At 42.4% G+C, this 18,478-nt stretch carries 21 protein-coding genes and 1 other annotated feature; of the genes, 5 read left to right on the top strand and 16 right to left on the bottom strand.

What is annotated here, in order from left to right; genetic code table 11:
* Nucleotides 1-37 precede the first annotated feature (37 nt).
* The 15 genes from upp to L5B76_RS02120 form a co-directional block, all read right to left on the bottom strand.
* The gene (upp, locus tag L5B76_RS02190; RefSeq protein WP_103854208.1) at nt 38-664 is read right to left on the bottom strand and encodes a uracil phosphoribosyltransferase; all 627 of its coding nucleotides are present in this window, start codon (nt 662-664) and stop codon (nt 38-40) included.
* A 139-nt stretch (nt 665-803) separates the two neighbouring features.
* On the bottom strand, nt 804-1,307 hold the full coding sequence (locus L5B76_RS02185) for a chorismate--pyruvate lyase family protein (protein ID WP_265754067.1): 504 nt from the start codon (nt 1,305-1,307) through the stop codon (nt 804-806).
* Nucleotides 1,308-1,316: 9 nt separating this feature from the next.
* On the bottom strand, nt 1,317-1,943 hold the full coding sequence (hisIE, locus tag L5B76_RS02180; protein WP_265754066.1) for a bifunctional phosphoribosyl-AMP cyclohydrolase/phosphoribosyl-ATP diphosphatase HisIE: 627 nt from the start codon (nt 1,941-1,943) through the stop codon (nt 1,317-1,319).
* Between the two features lie 7 nt (nt 1,944-1,950).
* Nucleotides 1,951-2,724, bottom strand: a complete 774-nt coding sequence (hisF, locus tag L5B76_RS02175) for an imidazole glycerol phosphate synthase subunit HisF (protein ID WP_265754065.1) — start codon at nt 2,722-2,724, stop codon at nt 1,951-1,953.
* Entirely contained in the window at nt 2,706-3,455 is a 750-nt protein-coding gene (gene hisA, locus L5B76_RS02170) for a 1-(5-phosphoribosyl)-5-[(5-phosphoribosylamino)methylideneamino]imidazole-4-carboxamide isomerase (protein WP_265754064.1), read from the bottom strand. Before hisA ends, hisF begins: the two co-directional genes overlap by 19 nt.
* Before the next feature lie 23 nt (nt 3,456-3,478).
* A complete protein-coding gene (locus L5B76_RS02165) occupies nt 3,479-3,973 on the bottom strand; it encodes a protein disulfide oxidoreductase (RefSeq protein ID WP_265754063.1) in 495 nt (164 codons plus the stop codon).
* The gene (gene hisH, locus L5B76_RS02160; RefSeq protein ID WP_265754062.1) at nt 3,973-4,566 is read right to left on the bottom strand and encodes an imidazole glycerol phosphate synthase subunit HisH; all 594 of its coding nucleotides are present in this window, start codon (nt 4,564-4,566) and stop codon (nt 3,973-3,975) included. Before hisH ends, L5B76_RS02165 begins: the two co-directional genes overlap by 1 nt.
* Before the next feature lie 15 nt (nt 4,567-4,581).
* Entirely contained in the window at nt 4,582-5,595 is a 1,014-nt protein-coding gene (locus L5B76_RS02155) for a PDDEXK nuclease domain-containing protein (protein ID WP_265754061.1), read from the bottom strand.
* Between the two features lie 29 nt (nt 5,596-5,624).
* Entirely contained in the window at nt 5,625-6,719 is a 1,095-nt protein-coding gene (hisB, locus tag L5B76_RS02150; protein ID WP_265754060.1) for a bifunctional histidinol-phosphatase/imidazoleglycerol-phosphate dehydratase HisB, read from the bottom strand.
* Nucleotides 6,720-6,766: 47 nt separating this feature from the next.
* Complete coding sequence (hisC, locus tag L5B76_RS02145) at nt 6,767-7,822, bottom strand: histidinol-phosphate transaminase (RefSeq protein WP_265754059.1); 1,056 nt, start codon at nt 7,820-7,822, stop codon at nt 6,767-6,769.
* Between the two features lie 40 nt (nt 7,823-7,862).
* On the bottom strand, nt 7,863-8,852 hold the full coding sequence (rhuM, locus tag L5B76_RS02140; RefSeq protein WP_103854218.1) for a virulence protein RhuM/Fic/DOC family protein: 990 nt from the start codon (nt 8,850-8,852) through the stop codon (nt 7,863-7,865).
* A gap of 45 nt (nt 8,853-8,897) precedes the next feature.
* Entirely contained in the window at nt 8,898-10,196 is a 1,299-nt protein-coding gene (gene hisD / locus L5B76_RS02135) for a histidinol dehydrogenase (RefSeq protein ID WP_265754058.1), read from the bottom strand.
* A gap of 47 nt (nt 10,197-10,243) precedes the next feature.
* Entirely contained in the window at nt 10,244-11,143 is a 900-nt protein-coding gene (gene hisG / locus L5B76_RS02130; RefSeq protein ID WP_265754057.1) for an ATP phosphoribosyltransferase, read from the bottom strand.
* A gap of 32 nt (nt 11,144-11,175) precedes the next feature.
* Nucleotides 11,176-11,313: a sequence feature (His leader region), on the bottom strand.
* 89 nt (nt 11,314-11,402) lie between these two features.
* Nucleotides 11,403-12,149 carry a class I SAM-dependent methyltransferase gene (locus L5B76_RS02125; protein ID WP_265755507.1) on the bottom strand — a complete coding sequence of 249 codons (747 nt, stop codon included), beginning with the start codon at nt 12,147-12,149 and terminating at the stop codon, nt 11,403-11,405.
* Nucleotides 12,150-12,222: 73 nt separating this feature from the next.
* Complete coding sequence (locus L5B76_RS02120; RefSeq protein ID WP_265754056.1) at nt 12,223-13,473, bottom strand: aromatic amino acid transporter; 1,251 nt, start codon at nt 13,471-13,473, stop codon at nt 12,223-12,225.
* Nucleotides 13,474-13,633: 160 nt separating this feature from the next.
* Between L5B76_RS02120 and ppa the strand changes: the two genes are divergently transcribed.
* The 3 genes from ppa (at nt 13,634) to L5B76_RS02105 (ending at nt 15,866) form a co-directional block, all read left to right on the top strand.
* Nucleotides 13,634-14,161, top strand: a complete 528-nt coding sequence (gene ppa / locus L5B76_RS02115; RefSeq protein WP_103854223.1) for an inorganic diphosphatase — start codon at nt 13,634-13,636, stop codon at nt 14,159-14,161.
* Nucleotides 14,162-14,232: 71 nt separating this feature from the next.
* Entirely contained in the window at nt 14,233-15,003 is a 771-nt protein-coding gene (locus L5B76_RS02110) for a M48 family metallopeptidase (protein ID WP_194750104.1), read from the top strand.
* 140 nt (nt 15,004-15,143) lie between these two features.
* Nucleotides 15,144-15,866 (top strand): hypothetical protein, encoded by a 723-nt coding sequence (locus tag L5B76_RS02105; protein ID WP_265754055.1) that lies wholly within the window; start codon nt 15,144-15,146, stop codon nt 15,864-15,866.
* Nucleotides 15,867-15,934: 68 nt separating this feature from the next.
* Here L5B76_RS02105 and ettA read toward each other — a convergent pair whose 3' ends face one another.
* Nucleotides 15,935-17,605 carry an energy-dependent translational throttle protein EttA gene (gene ettA / locus L5B76_RS02100; protein ID WP_265754054.1) on the bottom strand — a complete coding sequence of 557 codons (1,671 nt, stop codon included), beginning with the start codon at nt 17,603-17,605 and terminating at the stop codon, nt 15,935-15,937.
* A 148-nt stretch (nt 17,606-17,753) separates the two neighbouring features.
* Between ettA and L5B76_RS02095 the strand changes: the two genes are divergently transcribed.
* Nucleotides 17,754-18,077, top strand: coding sequence for a type II toxin-antitoxin system RelE/ParE family toxin (locus tag L5B76_RS02095; RefSeq protein ID WP_265754053.1), 324 nt, complete (start codon nt 17,754-17,756; stop codon nt 18,075-18,077).
* Nucleotides 18,067-18,351 (top strand): helix-turn-helix domain-containing protein, encoded by a 285-nt coding sequence (locus tag L5B76_RS02090; protein WP_194750108.1) that lies wholly within the window; start codon nt 18,067-18,069, stop codon nt 18,349-18,351. The genes L5B76_RS02095 and L5B76_RS02090 overlap by 11 nt, the downstream gene beginning before the upstream one ends.
* Nucleotides 18,352-18,478: the final 127 nt, after the last annotated feature.

Raw genomic sequence — 18,478 nt, 5'->3', positions numbered from 1 at the left:
CGGAAAAAAACGGCATAAATGCCGTTTCTAAAAAAGGTTATTTTGTGCCAAAAATCTTGTCGCCTGCATCACCCAAGCCAGGGATAATGTAGCCTTGCTCATTTAATTTTTGATCGATGGAAGCAGTGTATAATTCCACATCAGGGTGTGCTTTTTCTAACGCCGCAATCCCTTCAGGTGCTGCCACTAGCACTAACACTTTGATTTGATTACAGCCTTTTTCTTTTAACAAATCAATGGTTGCAATCATTGAACCGCCTGTTGCCAGCATTGGATCTACCACGATCGCTAAGCGTTCTTCTAAATCACTGGCGAGTTTTTGGAAGTAAGGCACAGGTTGAAGCGTTTCTTCATCACGGTACATACCCACCACGCTAATTCTCGCACTTGGGATATGCTCTAACACGCCGTCCATCATTCCTAGACCTGCACGCAGAATAGGTACAACGGTTACTTTCTTACCTTTAATGCGATCCACTTCCACAGGGCCGCACCAGCCGTCAATGATGACTTTTTCCGTTTCTAAATCTGCCGTTGCTTCATAAGTGAGTAAGCTACCCACTTCCGTGGCTAATTCACGGAAATCTTTGGTGCTAACATCAGCGGCACGCATTAAACCGAGTTTGTGTTTGACTAATGGATGTTTGACTTCAACAATTTTCATCTGTAACCCCTTATTTCGACCCGTAAAAATAAAATCGACAAATTCTAAATCAAAGTGATGAAAATGAACAGCGAAATTATGCAAAATCAGTGAAAAAAGTGCGGTGTGCTTTCACTGATTTTTTTATATAAAGGAAAAATTAGGCGGGAAAAGGAAACTCTGCGAGAAATAACTCTTTGATTTGTAAAGGATACCCTTTGAGATCAAAATCAGAATAGCGCGCATAAAGCCCCGTTTCAGGATCTTGCCGCCAATATAGTGAAACACGCTGCATAGGTTGTTTAAATAACCACAAACCAATAGGCTGTTCACCTAGTTGAAGCACATATTGCGCCACATTCTGCACGGTGGTTTCAGGAAGTGTCGTTTGTGCAAAAATCCACGGTGTGCCATCGCCTTTCAGCAATACTTCGCGTAGCCAAATTTTTTCAAGTGCGGTGCTTTTTGGCGAAATTTTTTCGCTTAAGTTTTTTTGCCAGCCTTGATAAATCACTCCTACGCTAAGTTGCTGGCAGGCTTGCTGTAATTTCTGTGTTAGCGAGCCGTGATATTGCACCCACTGGGCAATTTCAGGTGCAGCAAAATGCCCTGATGTTTGCCAATCAGGGCGAGCGAGTAATTGACGATAACGTTCAAAATCCATTTTTTAGACTTATTTTTGATGACGTTCTTTCAGCTTAGCGATAATATCTGCCCAGCTCAAGTCGGCATCTTGCAATAACACGGTTAAGTGATAGGCCAAATCCGCCGCCTCGCAAATAGTTTCTTCGCGATCTTTCACAGTTGCCGCCAGCGCAGTTTCCACGCCTTCTTCCCCCACTTTCTGCGCAATGCGTTTCGTGCCGCGGGAATACAGATGCGCGGTGTAAGAACTTTCAGGATTTGCCCCTTTACGGCTAGCAATCAAACGTTCTAATTTGCTAAAAAAGATCCAATCAGGCTCGCTTTGTTTTTCAAATTGATGAAAGCAACTTTCCGCCCCTGTATGACAAGTTTCACCAATTGGATAGGCAAGAATTAATAGGGTATCATTATCACAATCCAAGCTCATATCCACCACATTGAGGAAATGCCCCGAGCTTTCCCCCTTTGTCCATAAGCGTTGTTTGGTGCGTGAATAAAAGGTAACTCTCCGCTCTGCAAGGGTTTTCTCAAGAGCTTCCTCATTCATATAGCCCAGCATTAACACTTCGCAAGTGTTTGCATTTTGTACGATAACAGGGAGCAAACCGCCCACTTTTTGCCAATTAATTTGTTCTGTTAATAATTTATTGCTCATTTTATTCCTAACCTCTCACTTCAATTTTTTTATTGCGTAAATAACGTTTTAATTCGCCAATATCAATAATCCGCTTATGAAATACACTCGCGGCTAGCGCACCGTCCACATTGGCTTCAATAAAGGCATCACGGAAATGCACCATTTCGCCCGCTCCTCCTGAAGCGATCAGTGGCACGTTGCAGACTTCCCGTACCTTTTTTAGTTGCACTAAATCATAGCCTTGACGCACGCCGTCTTGGTTCATCATATTCAGTACAATCTCGCCTGCACCGCGTTTTTGCACTTCTTGCACCCAATCGAGGGTTTGCCAGTTTGTTTGGCGGGTGCGTTTTTCATCACCAGTGTATTGATTGACCCAGTATTTATCTTGTTCGGCATCATACCAAGTGTCGATCCCCACCACAATGGCTTGCACACCAAAGCGATCCGCCAAGCGAGAGATTAAATCAGGATCAGCAAGTGCGGGGGAATTTATCGAAATTTTATCTGCACCAAAGGTGAAAATTTGCTCGGCATCTGCAATGGTTTTGATGCCACCTGCCACACAGAACGGAATATTGATCTCTTTCGCCACACGTTCCACCCAGCTTTTATCCACGGTGCGCCCGTCTGATGAGGCGGTGATGTCGTAAAACACCAGCTCGTCCGCGCCTTCTTCCGCATAGCGTTTCGCCAAGGGAACAATATCGCCAATAATTTCGTGATTGCGAAATTGCACGCCTTTCACCACCTGTCCATCACGAACATCTAAGCAAGGAATTATGCGTTTTGCCAACATTGAATTGCCTCCTTGACATCAAATTTTCCTTCTAATAAAGCGCGCCCGACAATCACGCCAGCCACGCCAGTTTCTTTTAATGCCACAATATCGGCGAGTGAGCCAATGCCGCCTGAAGATTGAAATTCAATCTGCGGAAAAGCAGCGCAAATTTCTTGGTATAAGGCGACATTTGAGCCTTGCAATGTGCCATCACGAGAAATATCGGTGCATAAAACGTGCTGTAAGCCCACTTGGCGGAAATCGTCAATCACTTGTTCTAACGTTAGCGGGCTGGTTTCTTGCCAGCCGTGAATGGCGATGCGTTTTTCACCGTTCACAATATGAATATCTAAGGCGAGAACAAATTTTTCCGCGCCATAGTTAGCGAACCATTGTTTCACCATTTCAGGCTGTTTGACCGCCGTTGAACCAATCACCACGCGATTTGCCCCAACGGATAATAAATCTGCCACATCTTGCTCTGTGCGAATACCACCGCCCACTTGAATATTAGCTTGTGTGGCGGCAATGATTTCGCCAATAAGTTTAGTTTGGCGTTGGCTTGGATCTTTCGCCCCTGTTAAATCCACCAAATGCAACTGCTTTGCCCCTTGCGATAAATAATGTTGAAATTGTGCAATGGGGTTGTCGCTGTATTGTGTTTGCTGCGCGTAATCCCCTTGATATAAGCGCACGACCTTGCCGTTAATCAGATCAAGTGCGGGGATAATTTGTGATGTTTTTTTCATTGCTGTGTTCTCTTTTGTTTTTATTAACTAAGCCATAAGCGTAATTTCAAGCCCCACGGGCTGCTTAATCCTGTGGTAGTGTGAACTATTTTACCGTTTTTAATAATGATAATGCTTGGCGTAACCTGAATGTGCCATTGGGCGGAAAGTGTCCCTTGTGGATCATTTACGGTCAAAAAATCATATTGGTGTTGCTGTAGGTGGTCTTGTACCGCTTGATCATTGCCTGATTTTAAAGCCACGCTCACCACTTGCACGCCATCGTTGGCAAGGCTTGCAATGCTTGGCGAAGTGAGCGAGCAAATGCTGCACCAACTGCCCCAAAAGTAGAGTAGGACAGGTTTCTCTTTGCTGAGCTTAGCTAACTGAACGCTTTCCTCATTCAATGCAAGCAAAGTCTGTTGCAAAGCATTTTCTGGGGCATTAGGTCGCTGCCAATAATCCATTGCGAAAGAGATCGCGCCAAATAATAAGGCAAAAATGAGTAGATTTTTCACCGCACTTTTGATTTTATTCATTACAGATTTTCCATAAAATTCCGCAATAACTGCTCGCCCACCTTACCTGAACGCTCGGGGTGAAATTGCACGCCATAAAAATTATTTTTTGCAATCGCTGCCGAAAATGGCACGCCATAATCGCTAGTGGCAATGGTATTTTCATTCGGCAACACCGCATAGCTATGCACGAAATAGAAATAACTATCTTGAGGAATATCGCTAAAGAGCGGGTGATTATTCTGATAATGCACCTTATTCCAGCCCATATGCGGCAATGGCAGCCCTTTATTTGGCAAGCGTTGCGTGTTGCCGTTAATCAATTTAAGGGTTTCTATTTCACCTTCAGCGGAATAATCGGTCATTAGCTGCATTCCCAAACAAATGCCTAAAACAGGCTGAGTAAGCTGTTGAATTGTTTCAATTAATTGTCGAGATTGCATACTTTGCATTGCGGCTGACGCAGTTCCCACCCCCGGTAAAATAAGTTTTTTTGCACTTTGAATTTTGGCTAAATCATCGGTAATTTCCGCCTGATAGCCCAAGCGCTCAAACGCAAATTTCACCGAAGAAAGATTAGCGCAGCCTGTGTTGATGATAGTAATGGTTTGCATCGTTTTCTGAATTTCCTAGCTTTCTTGTTGTTTTTGTTCAAAATTTTCGATTTCTTTGCGTATTTCTGTCAGTAATAATTCTTCTGACGGCAGATAAAGTTGATATTGGCTAGCAAAAATTTGCTGTTGATTTTCAGGTAAAGAAAATTTCACCACGCTATCATTTTTATCTGCACATAATAAGATGCCAATGGTTGGATTTTCTCGTGGCAGTTTTTCAACCCGATCAAAATAATTCACATACATTTGCAACTGCCCCAAATCCTGATGAGTTAATTTGTGGGTTTTGATTTCGATAATCACAAAGCATTGCAGCAAGCGATTGTATAAAACGAGATCCACGAAAAAATCATCGCCATCAAGATGTAAACGTTTCTGACGAGCCACAAAAGAAAAGCCGTTGCCTAATTCAAGTAAAAATTCTTGCAAGTGAGTAATAATGGCTTGTTCAAGATCTTTTTCGTAATAGGCACTTTCACGTTGCAGGCCAAGAAATTCCAATACCATCGGATCTTTGATAATCTGTTTCGGATCGCTAGGGATAAGCTGATTATTCGCCACCGCAAGCACGGTTTCTTTATCGTTACTCAATAATAAACGTTCGTATAAACTGCTGTTGATTTGGCGTTCTAACTGGCGAGAACTCCAATTATTTTTGATGCTTTCACCAATATAAAACTCGCGTTTATCAGGATCACCGATGCGTAAAAGTTGGCGATATTGTGTCCAGTTCAATTGCGATCGCAGTGCGTTCGCAATTGGAAAAGTGCGGTAAAATTGGCGGAATAATTCCAATTGTCTGCGACCAAAATTACTACCAAACTCTGGCTCAAGTTGTTTGGCAAGATATTTGATTAAGTAAGTACCATAATCTGCCCGTTCTTGTCCTTGCTGTTCTTCTTCAAAAATACGCTTGCCAATGTGCCAATACATCAGCACACGCTGAAAATCCACCGCTCTCACTGCATTTTCACGTGATTGTGCGATGATTTGTTTAATATCAGTAATGATGGTTGTGTTGGTTAGCATTTCTAATTCCTTGAAATTTAAGGTAATAATTACAAAACACCCTTACTACTCGGCATTTCATTCCCTTCAATGCGAATAGCTTGTCTTAATGTCCGTCCGAATACTTTAAACAGGCTTTCGATTTTGTGGTGATCGTTGTCGCCACTGGTTTTTAAGTGTAAGGTGGCTTGCATTGTAAATGCAAGGGATTGGAAAAAATGTTCCGTCATTTCCGTGCTGAAATCGCCCACTTTTTCTCGTTTAAATTTGGCTTTGAATTTGAAATAAGGACGCCCTGAAAGATCTAACGCACATTCTGCTTTGCATTCGTCCATTGGTAACATGAAACCAAAGCGGGCGATGCCACGTTTATCACCGATGGCTTGTTTTAATGCTGTGCCAAGTGCAAGAGCGGTGTCTTCCACGGTGTGGTGTTCGTCAATGTGTAAATCCCCTTTGCAGTTTACGTTCATTCTAAAACCGCCGTGGGTGGCAATTTGATCAAGCATATGATCGAAAAATCCCACGCCTGTTTGAATTTGATTTACGCCTGTTTCATCTAGCCAAACTTGTACTTTAATGTCGGTTTCTTTGGTTTTGCGTACCACTTCAGCATAGCGCGGTTGGCGCTCGCCAATATTGGTTACAGGCTCGTTCAACAGTTTTTCGGCAATCAGATCCCAATTGAGTTTTTCTGGGTGATATTGCAAGGCTTGAATGCCTAAATTTTCTGCCAGTTGCACATCGGTGGCGCGATCGCCAATCACAAAGCTAGTGGCAGGATCAAATAACTGCTTTTCAATATATTTTTTCAGCAATTTCGTTTTTGGTTTGCGACATTGGCAGTTGTCTTCAGGCTTGTGCGGACAAATTAAAATATCGTCAAATTCAATGCCTTGTGAACGGAAAAGATCAAGCATTGCATTATGCGGTTTATCAAAATCCTCTTTAGGAAAGGAATCCGTGCCTAAGCCATCTTGATTTGAAACCATCACAAAGCGATATTTCTTTTTCAATTTTAATAGCGCAGGAATCACATTTTTTTCAAATTTTAATTTCTCTAAACGATCAATTTGAAAATCTGTTTTCGGTTCATCAATTAATGTGCCATCACGGTCGATAAATAAGATTGATTGCTGTGTCATTTTGGTTTTCCTTTTATTTGTAATAAATAAGTGCGGTGGTTTTTTTATTATTTTTGCGAGCTAATCGCCTCAACCACCCGTAAATTTTCCTCGGCTGTTCCCACGGTAATTCGGATACAATTTTCTAGCCCTAAGGCGTTATTTTGATTGCGTAGAATAATGCCTTGTTCCCAAAGTGATCTAAATATGTCGTTGCCATTTTTAAATTTCACTAAAATATAATTGGCCTCGCTTGGGAAAATATCCTCTACCTGTGGCAATGGTTTTAATTGTTCAATCAACCATTGGCGTTGAGCTTTTACTTGCGCGACATTATTTTGCATTTCGTTCAAACCCTGTGCAGACAAGGCTTGCGTGGCAAGATCCGAAACCGGCACGGGAATTGGATAAGGGGCGATAACTTTTTGTAATACGCCGATAAGCTCTTGATTAGCAAGCGTAAAACCGCAACGCAATCCTGCCAAAGCAAAGGCCTTGGAAAGGGTGCGAATGATGGCAAGATGTGGGTAGTTTGTCAGCATTTGTACCATCGTGCTTTCAGGGCAAAACTCAATATAGGCTTCGTCCACCACTACGATTGCACGGTTTTGGGTCATTTCTAATAATTGGATTAAATCCGCACGGCCTAAAAGATTGCCTGTGGGGTTATTTGGGCTACAAACGAAAATAATTTTCACCTTGGCAAGATTATTTGCAATATTAGCTAAATCTAACTGAAAATCTGCCGTTAATGGCACGGTTTTTGCTGTGATACCACAGGTTTCTGCGCTCACGGCATACATTCCATAAGTTGGCGGACAATAAAGCACCTGATCGTCTGCTTCGCAAAAGGCGCGAATAATCAGCTCAATGCCTTCATCGCCCCCACGTGTAACAAGTACATTTTCAGGAGCCACCCCCGCATAAGCAGCATAAGCATTCACCAGTTTTTCAGGCTGCGCTTCAGGGTAACGATTAAATTGGCGCTGTTGCAAATTCAAATCAGGGGAAAGCGGGTATTCATTGGCATTAAGCCACACATCGCCCTCTCCCCCCAAACGGCGCGCCGATTGGTAAGGGGTTAAGGCTTGAATATTTTTGCGTGATAATGTTGTGATTGTCATTTTTGTTCTCTCTAAAATTTTTGTTTTTTTGACCGCAGTTTTATTTAATTAAAATAAAATGCTCAATAAGTTTTATCATTAATTCTTTCTGTTCTGGCAAACTTTCTGCCACAAGCAGAGCAAGCGCCACTAAGGTATTATCATTAATCAGCTGTTCTACTGGCTTGGCAAGCAAATGTTGATTTAATCTTAAATACCAAAGAAATAGAAATGCGCCAGTTCGTTTATTTCCATCAGTAAGTGGATGATTTTTAATGATAAAATATAACAAATGTGCCGCTCGGCTAGCGATATTTGGATAAAATAATTCCTCACCAAAACCTTGTTCAATGGTATGAATAGCAGACGCCAGCCCGTCATTGCGAGGGTTGGCAAATAATGGTGTGGCTTCGCCTTTTTCAATGAGCGTTTGCTTTAATTGTGCAATCGCGTTTTCGACGTCTGGTATTAATAATGGGCGCATTTCATTTTGTTTTTGCTGATTGGAATTTAGATTTTGCTCGTCATAAGCCTGCAATAAGCTCCAGCTGCGTGAGTATTCTTGCACCACGGCAAGCACAGCTTTTCCTTCTTCATTCACTAATGTTTGATTACTTAATGTACGATCCAGCAGGGCGATAACTTGACCAAACTCTACACCTTTTTCAGCTAAACGTTTTTGATTTAACGTATAACCTTGAACAAGATATTCTTTAAGGCGTTGAGTTGCCCAAATACGAAATTGCGTGCCAGCTTTTGAATTAACTCGGTAGCCTACAGAAATAATTGCGTCAAGATTGTAGAACTCAATATTACGTTCAACTAGTCGCTCCCCTTCTTTTTGAACTGTTGCATTTTTTGCAACAGTTGAAGTTGGATCTAATTCTCCTTCTTTGAAAATATTACGCAAATGGCGTGAAATAACGGATTTATCACGCCCGAATATATCTGCCATTTGCTGTAAGCTAAGCCAAACCGTTTCTTGATTAAACTGCACTTCAACCTGAGTTGAACCATCTTGCGATTGATAAATTTCAATTTGATTTTGCATATTCTCTCCGACATAAAACTGTATATAAAAACAGTTAGCTGTTCGTTATTTGTGCAATTTTTGCAACTTTTCCAACCGCACTAACACGGCATTTTTATGGGCATCGAGCTGTTCGGCGGTGGCCATTTGGATCACTGTTGGTGCGAGATCTTGGAAGCCTTGTGGGCTGAGTTCTTGCACGGTCATTCGTTTGCTGAAATCCGCTAAGCCTAAGCTGGACGTGGTGCGGGTGTAGCCGTAAGTGGGCAGAACGTGGTTGGTGCCGCTGGCGTAGTCGCCCATACTTTCAGGGCTATATGCGCCGAGAAAAATCGATCCTGCGTTATCCAGCTGATCGAGCAAGGCACGGGCGTTTTCCACTTGTACCACCAAATGCTCTGGGGCGTATTGATTGCTGATTTCCACTGCTTGCGCTAAGTCTTCGGCAATAAAAATATGGCTGTGGGACAACGCTTGTCGCGCAGTTTCGGCACGGGGTAATTGGGCAAGTTGGCGTTCGATGGCAAGTGCGGTGCTTTTTGCTAACGTTTCGCTCGGGGTAACCAAAATCACTTGGCTATCTGCACCGTGTTCCGCTTGTGAGAGCAGATCGCTGGCGACAAAATCGGGATTGGCATTTTCGTCTGCTAAGACCAGCACTTCAGAAGGGCCAGCTTGCATATCAATGGCGGCACCGTTCAGTGCTTGGCTCACTTGGCGTTTGGCTTCAGTAACAAAGGCGTTGCCGGGGCCGAAAATTTTATCCACTTTCGCCACAGTTTCCGTGCCAAAGGCCATTGCTACAATGGCTTGCGCACCACCCACGGCATAAATGGTTTCGACGCCACATAAATTTGCTGTATATAAAATTTCATCGGCAATCGGTGGGGGAGAGCAAAGCACGATTTTTTTACAGCCTGCAATTTTGGCTGGAATAGCAAGCATTAACACGGTAGAAAAAAGTGGCGCTGATCCCCCGGGGATATACAATCCAACGCGATTAATCGGGCGAGTAACCACCTGACAACGCACGCCAGCCTGCGTTTCAATATCCACCGGTTGCGGAATTTGTGCTTGGTGAAAGCGTTCAATATTGGCTTTCGCATTCTGAATAGCGGTTTTGAGCGCTTTAGGTAAACGTGCTGTGGCGGCTTGAATGGCTTGTTGTGGCACAATCAGGCTGTCTAACTTCACCTTGTCGAACTTTTCACTGAGTTCAAATAACGCCTTATCACCGTTGCCTTGCACATTCTCACGAATGGCGTTTACTGCCTCTTTAATGCTTTCTACCGCGGAAAGGGCAGGGCGCATTAGGGCTTGTTGTTTTTCTTGTTCTGTTAAGTTTTTCCAAATAAGCGTTTGCATAATTATTCCTTATTTTTCCTTAAAATTTCGCAAATTTTCACCGCACTTTATGCCAGCATTTTTTCAATCGGTAGCACTAACACGGAGCTTGCGCCTTCGGCTTTGAGCTGTTCCATTGTTTCCCAGAACAGGGTTTCTTGGCTAACGGCGTGTAGCGCCACTTTGCTTTCATCGTGCGCAAGGGGAAGAATGGTCGGGTTTTCTACCCCCGGAAGCAGAGCGATAATGCGTTCGAGCTGTGCTTTAGGGGCGTGGAGCATAATGTATTTCGATTCGCCTGCTTGCTGCACACCTTGAATGCGGGTGAGGAGTTTGTCCACAAGGGCTTGTTTTTCGTTTGATAACGGTTCTTTGCGTTGAATCAGGCAGGCGGAGGATCGATAAATCACTTCCACTTCTTTTAAGCCGTTCGCTTCAAGGGTTGCGCCTGATGACACTAAATCACAAATAGCATCAGCTAAACCCGCAGACGGAGCAACTTCCACCGAACCATTGAGCAGGGTGCTTTTGAAGGCAACGCCTTGTTCGTTCATATAGCGTTTGAGTAAATTAGGGTAGGAGGTAGCAATGCGGCAGTTGGCGAAGTCTTGCACGCTGTTGTAACTGCGATCGCGATCTATGGCTAAGGATAAACGGCAGCCGCCAAAATCTAAGGTGCGTAATTTTTTGTAAGCCACGCTTTCGCCTGTGGCAAGGCGACCGAGTTCTTCCTCTTCCAGCACGTTTTCGCCGATAATGCCGAGATCCACAATACCGTCAAAAATTAAACCGGGAATATCATCATCACGCACGCGCAGAATTTCAATGGGCATATTTTCCGCATAAGCGATTAAACGTTGTTCGTTCCAGTTAATTTTTACGCCACATTGCTTGAGCAGCTCGGCGCAATCTTTGCTGAGGCGACCTTTCTTTTGTAAGGCGATTCTTAAGCGAGTTGGGTTAGTCATTGTGTTTTCCTTCTAATTAAAAATATTGGGTATAAAAAAATCTCTCGAAAGAAACTTCCGAGAGATCGCTAATTTTTAAATTAGTAGGATTGGCAACACTCGCTCGGAAGTCCTATCTTCCAAGCAATAGCCATCGCCTGAAAGATTATTCAGGATGATGGTGATGATGAGTGTTGCGATTAAAATTCATTTTGTGTTTCTCCAAAAACTAACTGGTTATTAATCTATGCAAAAAAATTTTTTTATGCAAGCAAAATTTTCAACTTTTTTTCGCTTTAATGAAAAGTAACACGGGACGATGCTGCAAATCCTTGAATTCCTGCTGCCATTCGGGCCGATCTGCCAGCATTGGTTCAGCCATTTTTTCGATTTGAAAACCTGCGCGAATTAGATCATTTACAATGGTAGAAAGGGTGCGATGATAGGTTTTAAAAGGTTGTTTGAACCAATTTCGATCCCGTTCTCCTTCATCACGATAATAATTTAAACGATAAGCAAGCTGTTGTTTATGCTGATCTTTTTCCCAACGCTCACCGCCTTGATAGCAAGTTACAATGGGGTGTTCTTGTGAGAAAATAAGCGTGCCGTTGGTGTTGAGTTTGGCATAAATATCCGCGAGCAGCTGGGGAAAATCCTGCACATAATGAAAGGCGAAAGAACTGGTAACCACATCAAAATTGTCATCAGGCAGAGTGTTGAGTTGTTCCATTGCCAGTTGATATAACGCAAAGTGCGGTTGTTTTTCGGCGAGATTTTTTGCTGCTTGTTGCAACATTGCTTGAGATAAATCCATTCCCACCACAAATGCTGCACCTTTTTGCAAATAAAGCTGCAAATGTTCACCCATTCCACAACCCAGATCGAGCAGCTTTTTGCCTGTTAAATCAGGCAGTAAACTGAGCATTGTGGGCTTTTCCACAATTTCATTCAGGCTAATGGGATTTTGACGTAATTTTTGGTAAAGCTCAAAAAAGCCTTCTTTATCGTAAACAGAGGTTTTCATTATTGTTATGCGAAAAAATTAGCACGGTTTCCCGTGCTAATGGTTGAAATTTAAGCCTATTTTAAGGGATTTAGGTTTATCTGCCAAATACCGGTAACAAGCCAAAGAGATCAGCCAGTTGAATAAAGATATTGAGCAGACCGAACAGGATAACGAAGTAAATCATTCCGCTGCCACCATAAACTTGGTAGGTTTGATTTGGATATTTCGCGCGACAAGCCTTGGCAAGAAGTGCAGGAATAATCACCGCCCAAATGGTCGCCGCAAGCCCTGCGTAGCCAATGGCGATCACAAAGCCATAAGGGAAAAGCAGACTTAAAATCAACGGCGGTAAGAAAGTGATTAATGCGGTTTTTGTTCTGCCCGCGCTGCTGTTGTCGAATTTGAATAAATCCGCAATGTAATCAAATAAGCCAAGGGTTACGCCAAGGAATGAGCTGGCGATCGCCATATAGGCAAAGAAACGCAACATTAAGCCCACAAAATTCGTTTGAATTTGGCTATTCAAGGCTTCAAGTAATGCAGCAATGTCGCCGCCTTTTTGGATTACAGGGATAAATTCATTACGCGGCAAATTGCCCTGAATGGCAAGCTGCCATAACATATAAATGATTAATGCGATGAATGTGCCGTAAATAATAGATTTGGTCACTTTGCTGCTATCGCGATCATAATATTTCACTAAGCTCGGCACATTTTGGTGGAAACCAAAAGACACCAAACAAACAGGTAAAGCAGCAAGAGCGAATGGTAGATATTGACTATTTTCTGTGGCTAGGCTATCAAGCAAAATATCGGTGTTTACCATTCCTAACAAATTGGTTACAGAAAGTAAGAAGGCGACCACCATTCCCGCGATTAAAACGGTACTAAAGCGATCCACGGCTTTGGTGGAAAACCACACGAAAAAGGCGAGTACTGCACAGAAAATCAGCGAGCCAGAAACACGTCCAATTTCCACCACACTTTGTTCGCTGCTAAATAATTGATTCAGAAAACTTTCCGTTAAACCACCGCCAGAGGTGATATAAGCGTAGGTGAGAATATAGAGTACAAACGCCACGGAAAGCCCATTTAGCACGTTCCAGCCTTTGCCGAGCAAGTCTTTCACAATGGTGTCAAAACTTGCCCCTGTGGGATAATGCAAGTTGGCTTCAAGCAGCATCAAGCCTGATGTGGTCATACAAAACCAAGTGTAGCAGAGGATCAAAATAGAGCCGATAAACCACACGCCAGAAGTGGCAATAGGGTTTGCCAACATTCCTGCACCAATGGTGCCGCCAGCGATAATCATTGCACCGCCGAATAAGGAAGGATTTTTTTTCATAAATTCACCTATAAGTTTAATACTGGTATCGATGAACTATTATAATAGTACAAAATAAAAATACAATGGCTAAATTGCCCATTTATCTTGGCAAAAGCAAAAAAATCAAGCTATAATTCAAGAGTTTTATTACCATTCATTAACTAGAAGGAAAGACCAAATGGGTTTAGAAATCGTTCCAGCAGGAAAAGAACTTCCTGATGATATTTATGTTGTTATTGAAATCCCAGCTAATTCAGATCCAATCAAATATGAAGTGGATAAAGAAACTGGGACATTATTCGTTGATCGCTTTATGGCAACCGCAATGTTCTACCCAGCGAACTATGGTTACATTAACCACACCTTATCTTTAGATGGCGATCCTGTTGATGTATTAGTCCCAACGCCTTATCCATTACAACCAGGTTCTGTGATCCGTTGCCGCCCAGTGGGTGTGTTAAAAATGACGGACGAATCAGGTCAAGATGCGAAAGTGATCGCCGTGCCACACACAAAATTAAGCAAAGAATACGATCACATTAAAGATGTTGGCGATTTACCCGCTTTATTAAAAGCCCAAATCCAACACTTCTTTGAAAGCTACAAAGCCCTTGAAGCGGGTAAATGGGTGAAAGTTGATGGTTGGGAAGGTGTTGAAGCCGCTCGTCAAGAGATTTTAGAGTCTTTTGAGCGTGCGAAAAAATAATTTTTCCTTTACTTTTAATACCGCCTTTTCGTAGGGCGGTATTTTTCTATGTGTAAACTTAAGGAGTGAAAATGTTAAAAACCTTGAAAAAAATCACCGCACTTTCTGTATTGGCATTAATGCTTAACGCCTGTGCGGATTCCGCGAGCATTAACCAACAAGCCGCGGCAAATTACCGCCAAACGGTGAATCAAGCACAACAGCAAGGAGCAGTGGATACCACTTCCACCACCGCAAAACGCATTCATAAAGTCTTTAACAAAATGTACCCTTATGCGAATCAAGAAAACCACACAGGGCAACCGTTCAACTGGCAAATTACGGTGATTAAATCCGATGAGCTAAACGCATGGGCAATGCCAGGTGGAAAAATGGCATTTTATACCGGATTAGTGAATAAATTGCAGCTCAGTGATGATGAAATCGCAACCGTAATGGGACACGAAATGGCGCACGCACTCAAAGAACACGGTAAGAAAAAAGTAAATATGGGCGTATTTACCGAAGTGATTGCACAGGTTGCGCACGTTGCACTTTCAACCCAAATTGGCGCTGATGGCAGTGGCTTAGTGGTCGGCTTAACCAAAGACTGGGCGCTCGATAAACCTTATTCTCGCAGTGCTGAAACAGAAGCCGATGAAGTAGGCTTATTATTAATGGCAAAAGCGGGCTACAACCCAGAAGCCGCACCTAGATTATGGGAAAAAATGCAAAAAGCGTCATCGGGTTCACAAGGTGTACTTGCCGCACTTTCTTCCACTCACCCAAGCGATAAAGATCGCCAACAAAATCTCCTTCGCCTAATGCCAGAGGCTGTGGCAATTTATAAAGCACATAAATAATCTTTTGCCCTGCAAGTGCGGGGCTTTTTTCATTTTTTTACTACTTTTTCACTACTGATCCTACCAATTTTTAGCCTATTTGAAATAAGCATATTTTTTCTTAAAATTCGCGTTGAGAAGAATTCCTATTTGAGGTGGGTATGAACGAAAATTTTTCTTTTGCGAAACTATTAAATTCATCTATTTTCCTTGCATTTCTGGTGCTAGTTGGCTGGTCGGTCGCTTATGGCTATAACTGGGGATTGGCTTGGTATTATGGCTATCCTTGGGAAATCGTAGAAGTTGGCAAAGCAGACATTGCACGCAGTTTATTCCACGTTATCGTTGTGTCTACTGTGATGATTTCTGTTTATATTGCAGGAATTAAACTTTTAATTGCCATTAAAGATAAACTTTCTTTTGTGCGATTTAATTTTATCCGCACATTAATTACTTGCTTTATCCTAACCTTTCCATTGTTTTTAGAAGTTACCGTGCTAATCAAAGTGATCAGCCTTTACAGTTTATTAATTTATTTAGCCGTATTATTTACGATTACTATACTATTAGCAGGATTTCTAAAGAAATATAATATTTGTATGCTTTGGTATTTTATTACCCGTGCCGATCGTAATATTTTACCTTTGATGATCGCAGGCTATTTTTATTTTATGATTTTGTCTTGTTTAGTGGGCTATCTCAGGCCTTTTAATAAAGAGACTTACCATAAACTGGAAGTGAATAATGAACAATATTTTATTCTAGGTAAAAACTGTAATAGTCTAATTTTGGGGAAAAGCTATGAAAAAGGAGGTAAGGATTTTTATTTAATGCCTTGCCATTATAATAAAGGGGAACTTTGCCATATTTTAGGTGGGAAATAATAAGGCATAATAGAAAAAAGAGCGGTAAAAAATAATAAAATTTTTACCGCTCTTTTGCTTTTTATTAATTATTTCGCAATCCGTTTGTATTTAATACGGTGAGGTTGCACAGCATCAGCGCCGAAGGTTTTCTTTTTCCATTCTTCATAGTCTGAGAAGTTGCCTTCATAGAAGGTAACTTTGCCTTCATCGCCGTAATCCAAAATATGGGTCGCGATACGGTCTAAGAACCAGCGGTCGTGGGAAATCACCATCGCACAACCAGGGAATTCTAAGATCGCGTTTTCTAAGGCGCGCAAGGTTTCCACATCAAGATCGTTGGTCGGTTCGTCTAATAACAGCACGTTACCGCCTGCTTGCAATAACTTGGCTAAATGTAAACGTCCACGTTCCCCACCTGAAAGCTCACCAACGCGTTTTTGTTGATCGACACCTTTGAAGTTGAAGCGTCCCACATAAGCACGGCTTGGGATTTCAAAGTTGCCAATACGCAAAATATCTTGCCCGTGTGAAACTTCTTCCCATACGGTTTTGCTGTCGTCCATTTCATCACGGAACTGATCCACAGAAGAAAGCACCACAGTATCACCAAGGGTGATGCTCCCGTTATCTGGTTGCTCTTGTCCTGAAAGCATACGGAAAAGGGTGGATTTCCCTGCGCCGTTCGCCCCGATAATGCCAACAATCGCGCCTTTTGGAATGCTGAAAGATAAGTCATCAATCAAAGTGCGATCGCCATAGGATTTACTCAAATTGCTCACTTCAATTACTTTATCCCCTAAGCGTGGGCCAGGTGGAATAAATAACTCATTGGTTTCATTACGTTTTTGGTATTCGCCACTGTTTAATTCTTCAAAGCGAGCCATGCGGGCTTTGCTTTTCGCTTGGCGACCTTTTGGATTTTGGCGAACCCATTCTAATTCTTTTTCAATGGATTTTTGACGAGCCGATTCAGCCGCAGCTTCTTGAGCTAGGCGTTTTTCTTTTTGCTCTAACCAAGAAGAATAGTTGCCTTCCCAAGGAATGCCTTCGCCACGGTCGAGTTCTAAGATCCAGCCTGCCACGTTATCAAGGAAGTAGCGATCGTGAGTGATTGCCACCACCGTGCCTTCATAATCGTGTAAGAAACGCTCTAACCAAGCTACAGATTCGGCATCTAAGTGGTTGGTTGGTTCATCGAGTAAGAGCATATCGGGTTTTTCGAGCAATAAGCGGCAAAGTGCCACACGGCGGCGTTCGCCCCCTGAAAGATGCTCGATTTTTGCGTCCCAATCTGGTAAACGCAAGGCATCAGCGGCACGCTCCAGTTGGTTATCCAAATTATGCCCGTCGTGCGCTTGGATAATGGCTTCTAGCTTTGCTTGTTCTGCGGCAAGTTTATCAAAATCCGCATCAGGATCAGCATAAAGCGCATAGACTTCATCTAAACGATTTAACGCGGTTTTCACTTCCGCCACGGCTTCTTCTACCGCTTCACGCACGGTTTGTTGCGGATCAAGTTTGGGTTCTTGTGGAAGATAGCCAATTTTAATGCCCGGTTGTGGACGCGCTTCGCCCTCAAATTCTTTATCCACGCCTGCCATAATGCGCAACAGGGTAGATTTCCCCGCACCATTTAACCCCAGCACACCAATTTTTGCGCCTGGGAAAAAGCTCAAGGAAATATCTTTTAAAATATGACGTTTCGGCGGCACAACCTTACCGACACGGTGCATCGTATAAACAAATTGTGATGACATAAATTGTTCTCTTAGCTGTAAAAAGTGCGGGTTATTTTACTTGAATTTTTGCTTAATTAAAAACTGAATTTCGTAGCATTAATATAACTCTTGATTTATAAATCTCCCTGTCTTATTATAACTTAAAGTTTATGGATTATGAGGGCGAATGATGTTTGAATTGCTTTTTCACCCTGAAGCAATTGCTGAAATTGAAAGCTTAACACCATTAATGAAAGCAAAAGTATTAAATGCGTTAGATAAGTTAGAAGCACAAGGCAATTTACTTCGTTTTCCCCATACCAGGCCGATTAGGGAAGGATTATTTGAGCTAAGAGCGGGCAGCAAAGATATTTCTCGCACTTTTTTTGCTTTTGCCATTGGGCAGAAAATTTATATTTTGCGTACTTTTGTGAAAAAATCACAGAAAACCCCGCTTAATGAAATTGAATTGGCATTCAAGCGTTTAGAGGAGATGATGGATGAAAGTTAAACCAATAAGTTACAAAACAGTAAAAGAAAAACTATTGCAAGATGAGGAAACCAAGGCGCTTTATATTCAAGAACGAAAAATAGAAGAATTACAGCTTTTGTTAAAATCATTACGTCAACAAGCAGGCCTAACCGTTTCACAAGTGGCAGAACGTATGGGGGTTTCTCAGCCAGCGGTCAGTAAATTAGAAAAAAATGCCAGCCGAGCTTCCGTGATGACATTACAACGCTATGCACAGGCTTGCGGCGCTGAATTATTGATTTCTTATAGTTAAATTTAGTACAAGGCTATTTTTGCTATCGCCCTGATCGTAAATGGTCAGGGCATTTTTATGGATAACATTTTAGGCTGGGTCTACCTTTTGGCGAATTGAAAGCGAAAAAAAACCTCCCAAAAGGGAG

It is taken from the genome of Avibacterium sp. 21-594, from assembly GCF_026226815.1.
Lineage (GTDB): Bacteria > Pseudomonadota > Gammaproteobacteria > Enterobacterales > Pasteurellaceae > Avibacterium > Avibacterium avium.
The sequence above is the reverse complement of the archived record's forward strand: the minus strand, read 5'-3'. Positions and strand labels throughout refer to the sequence as shown.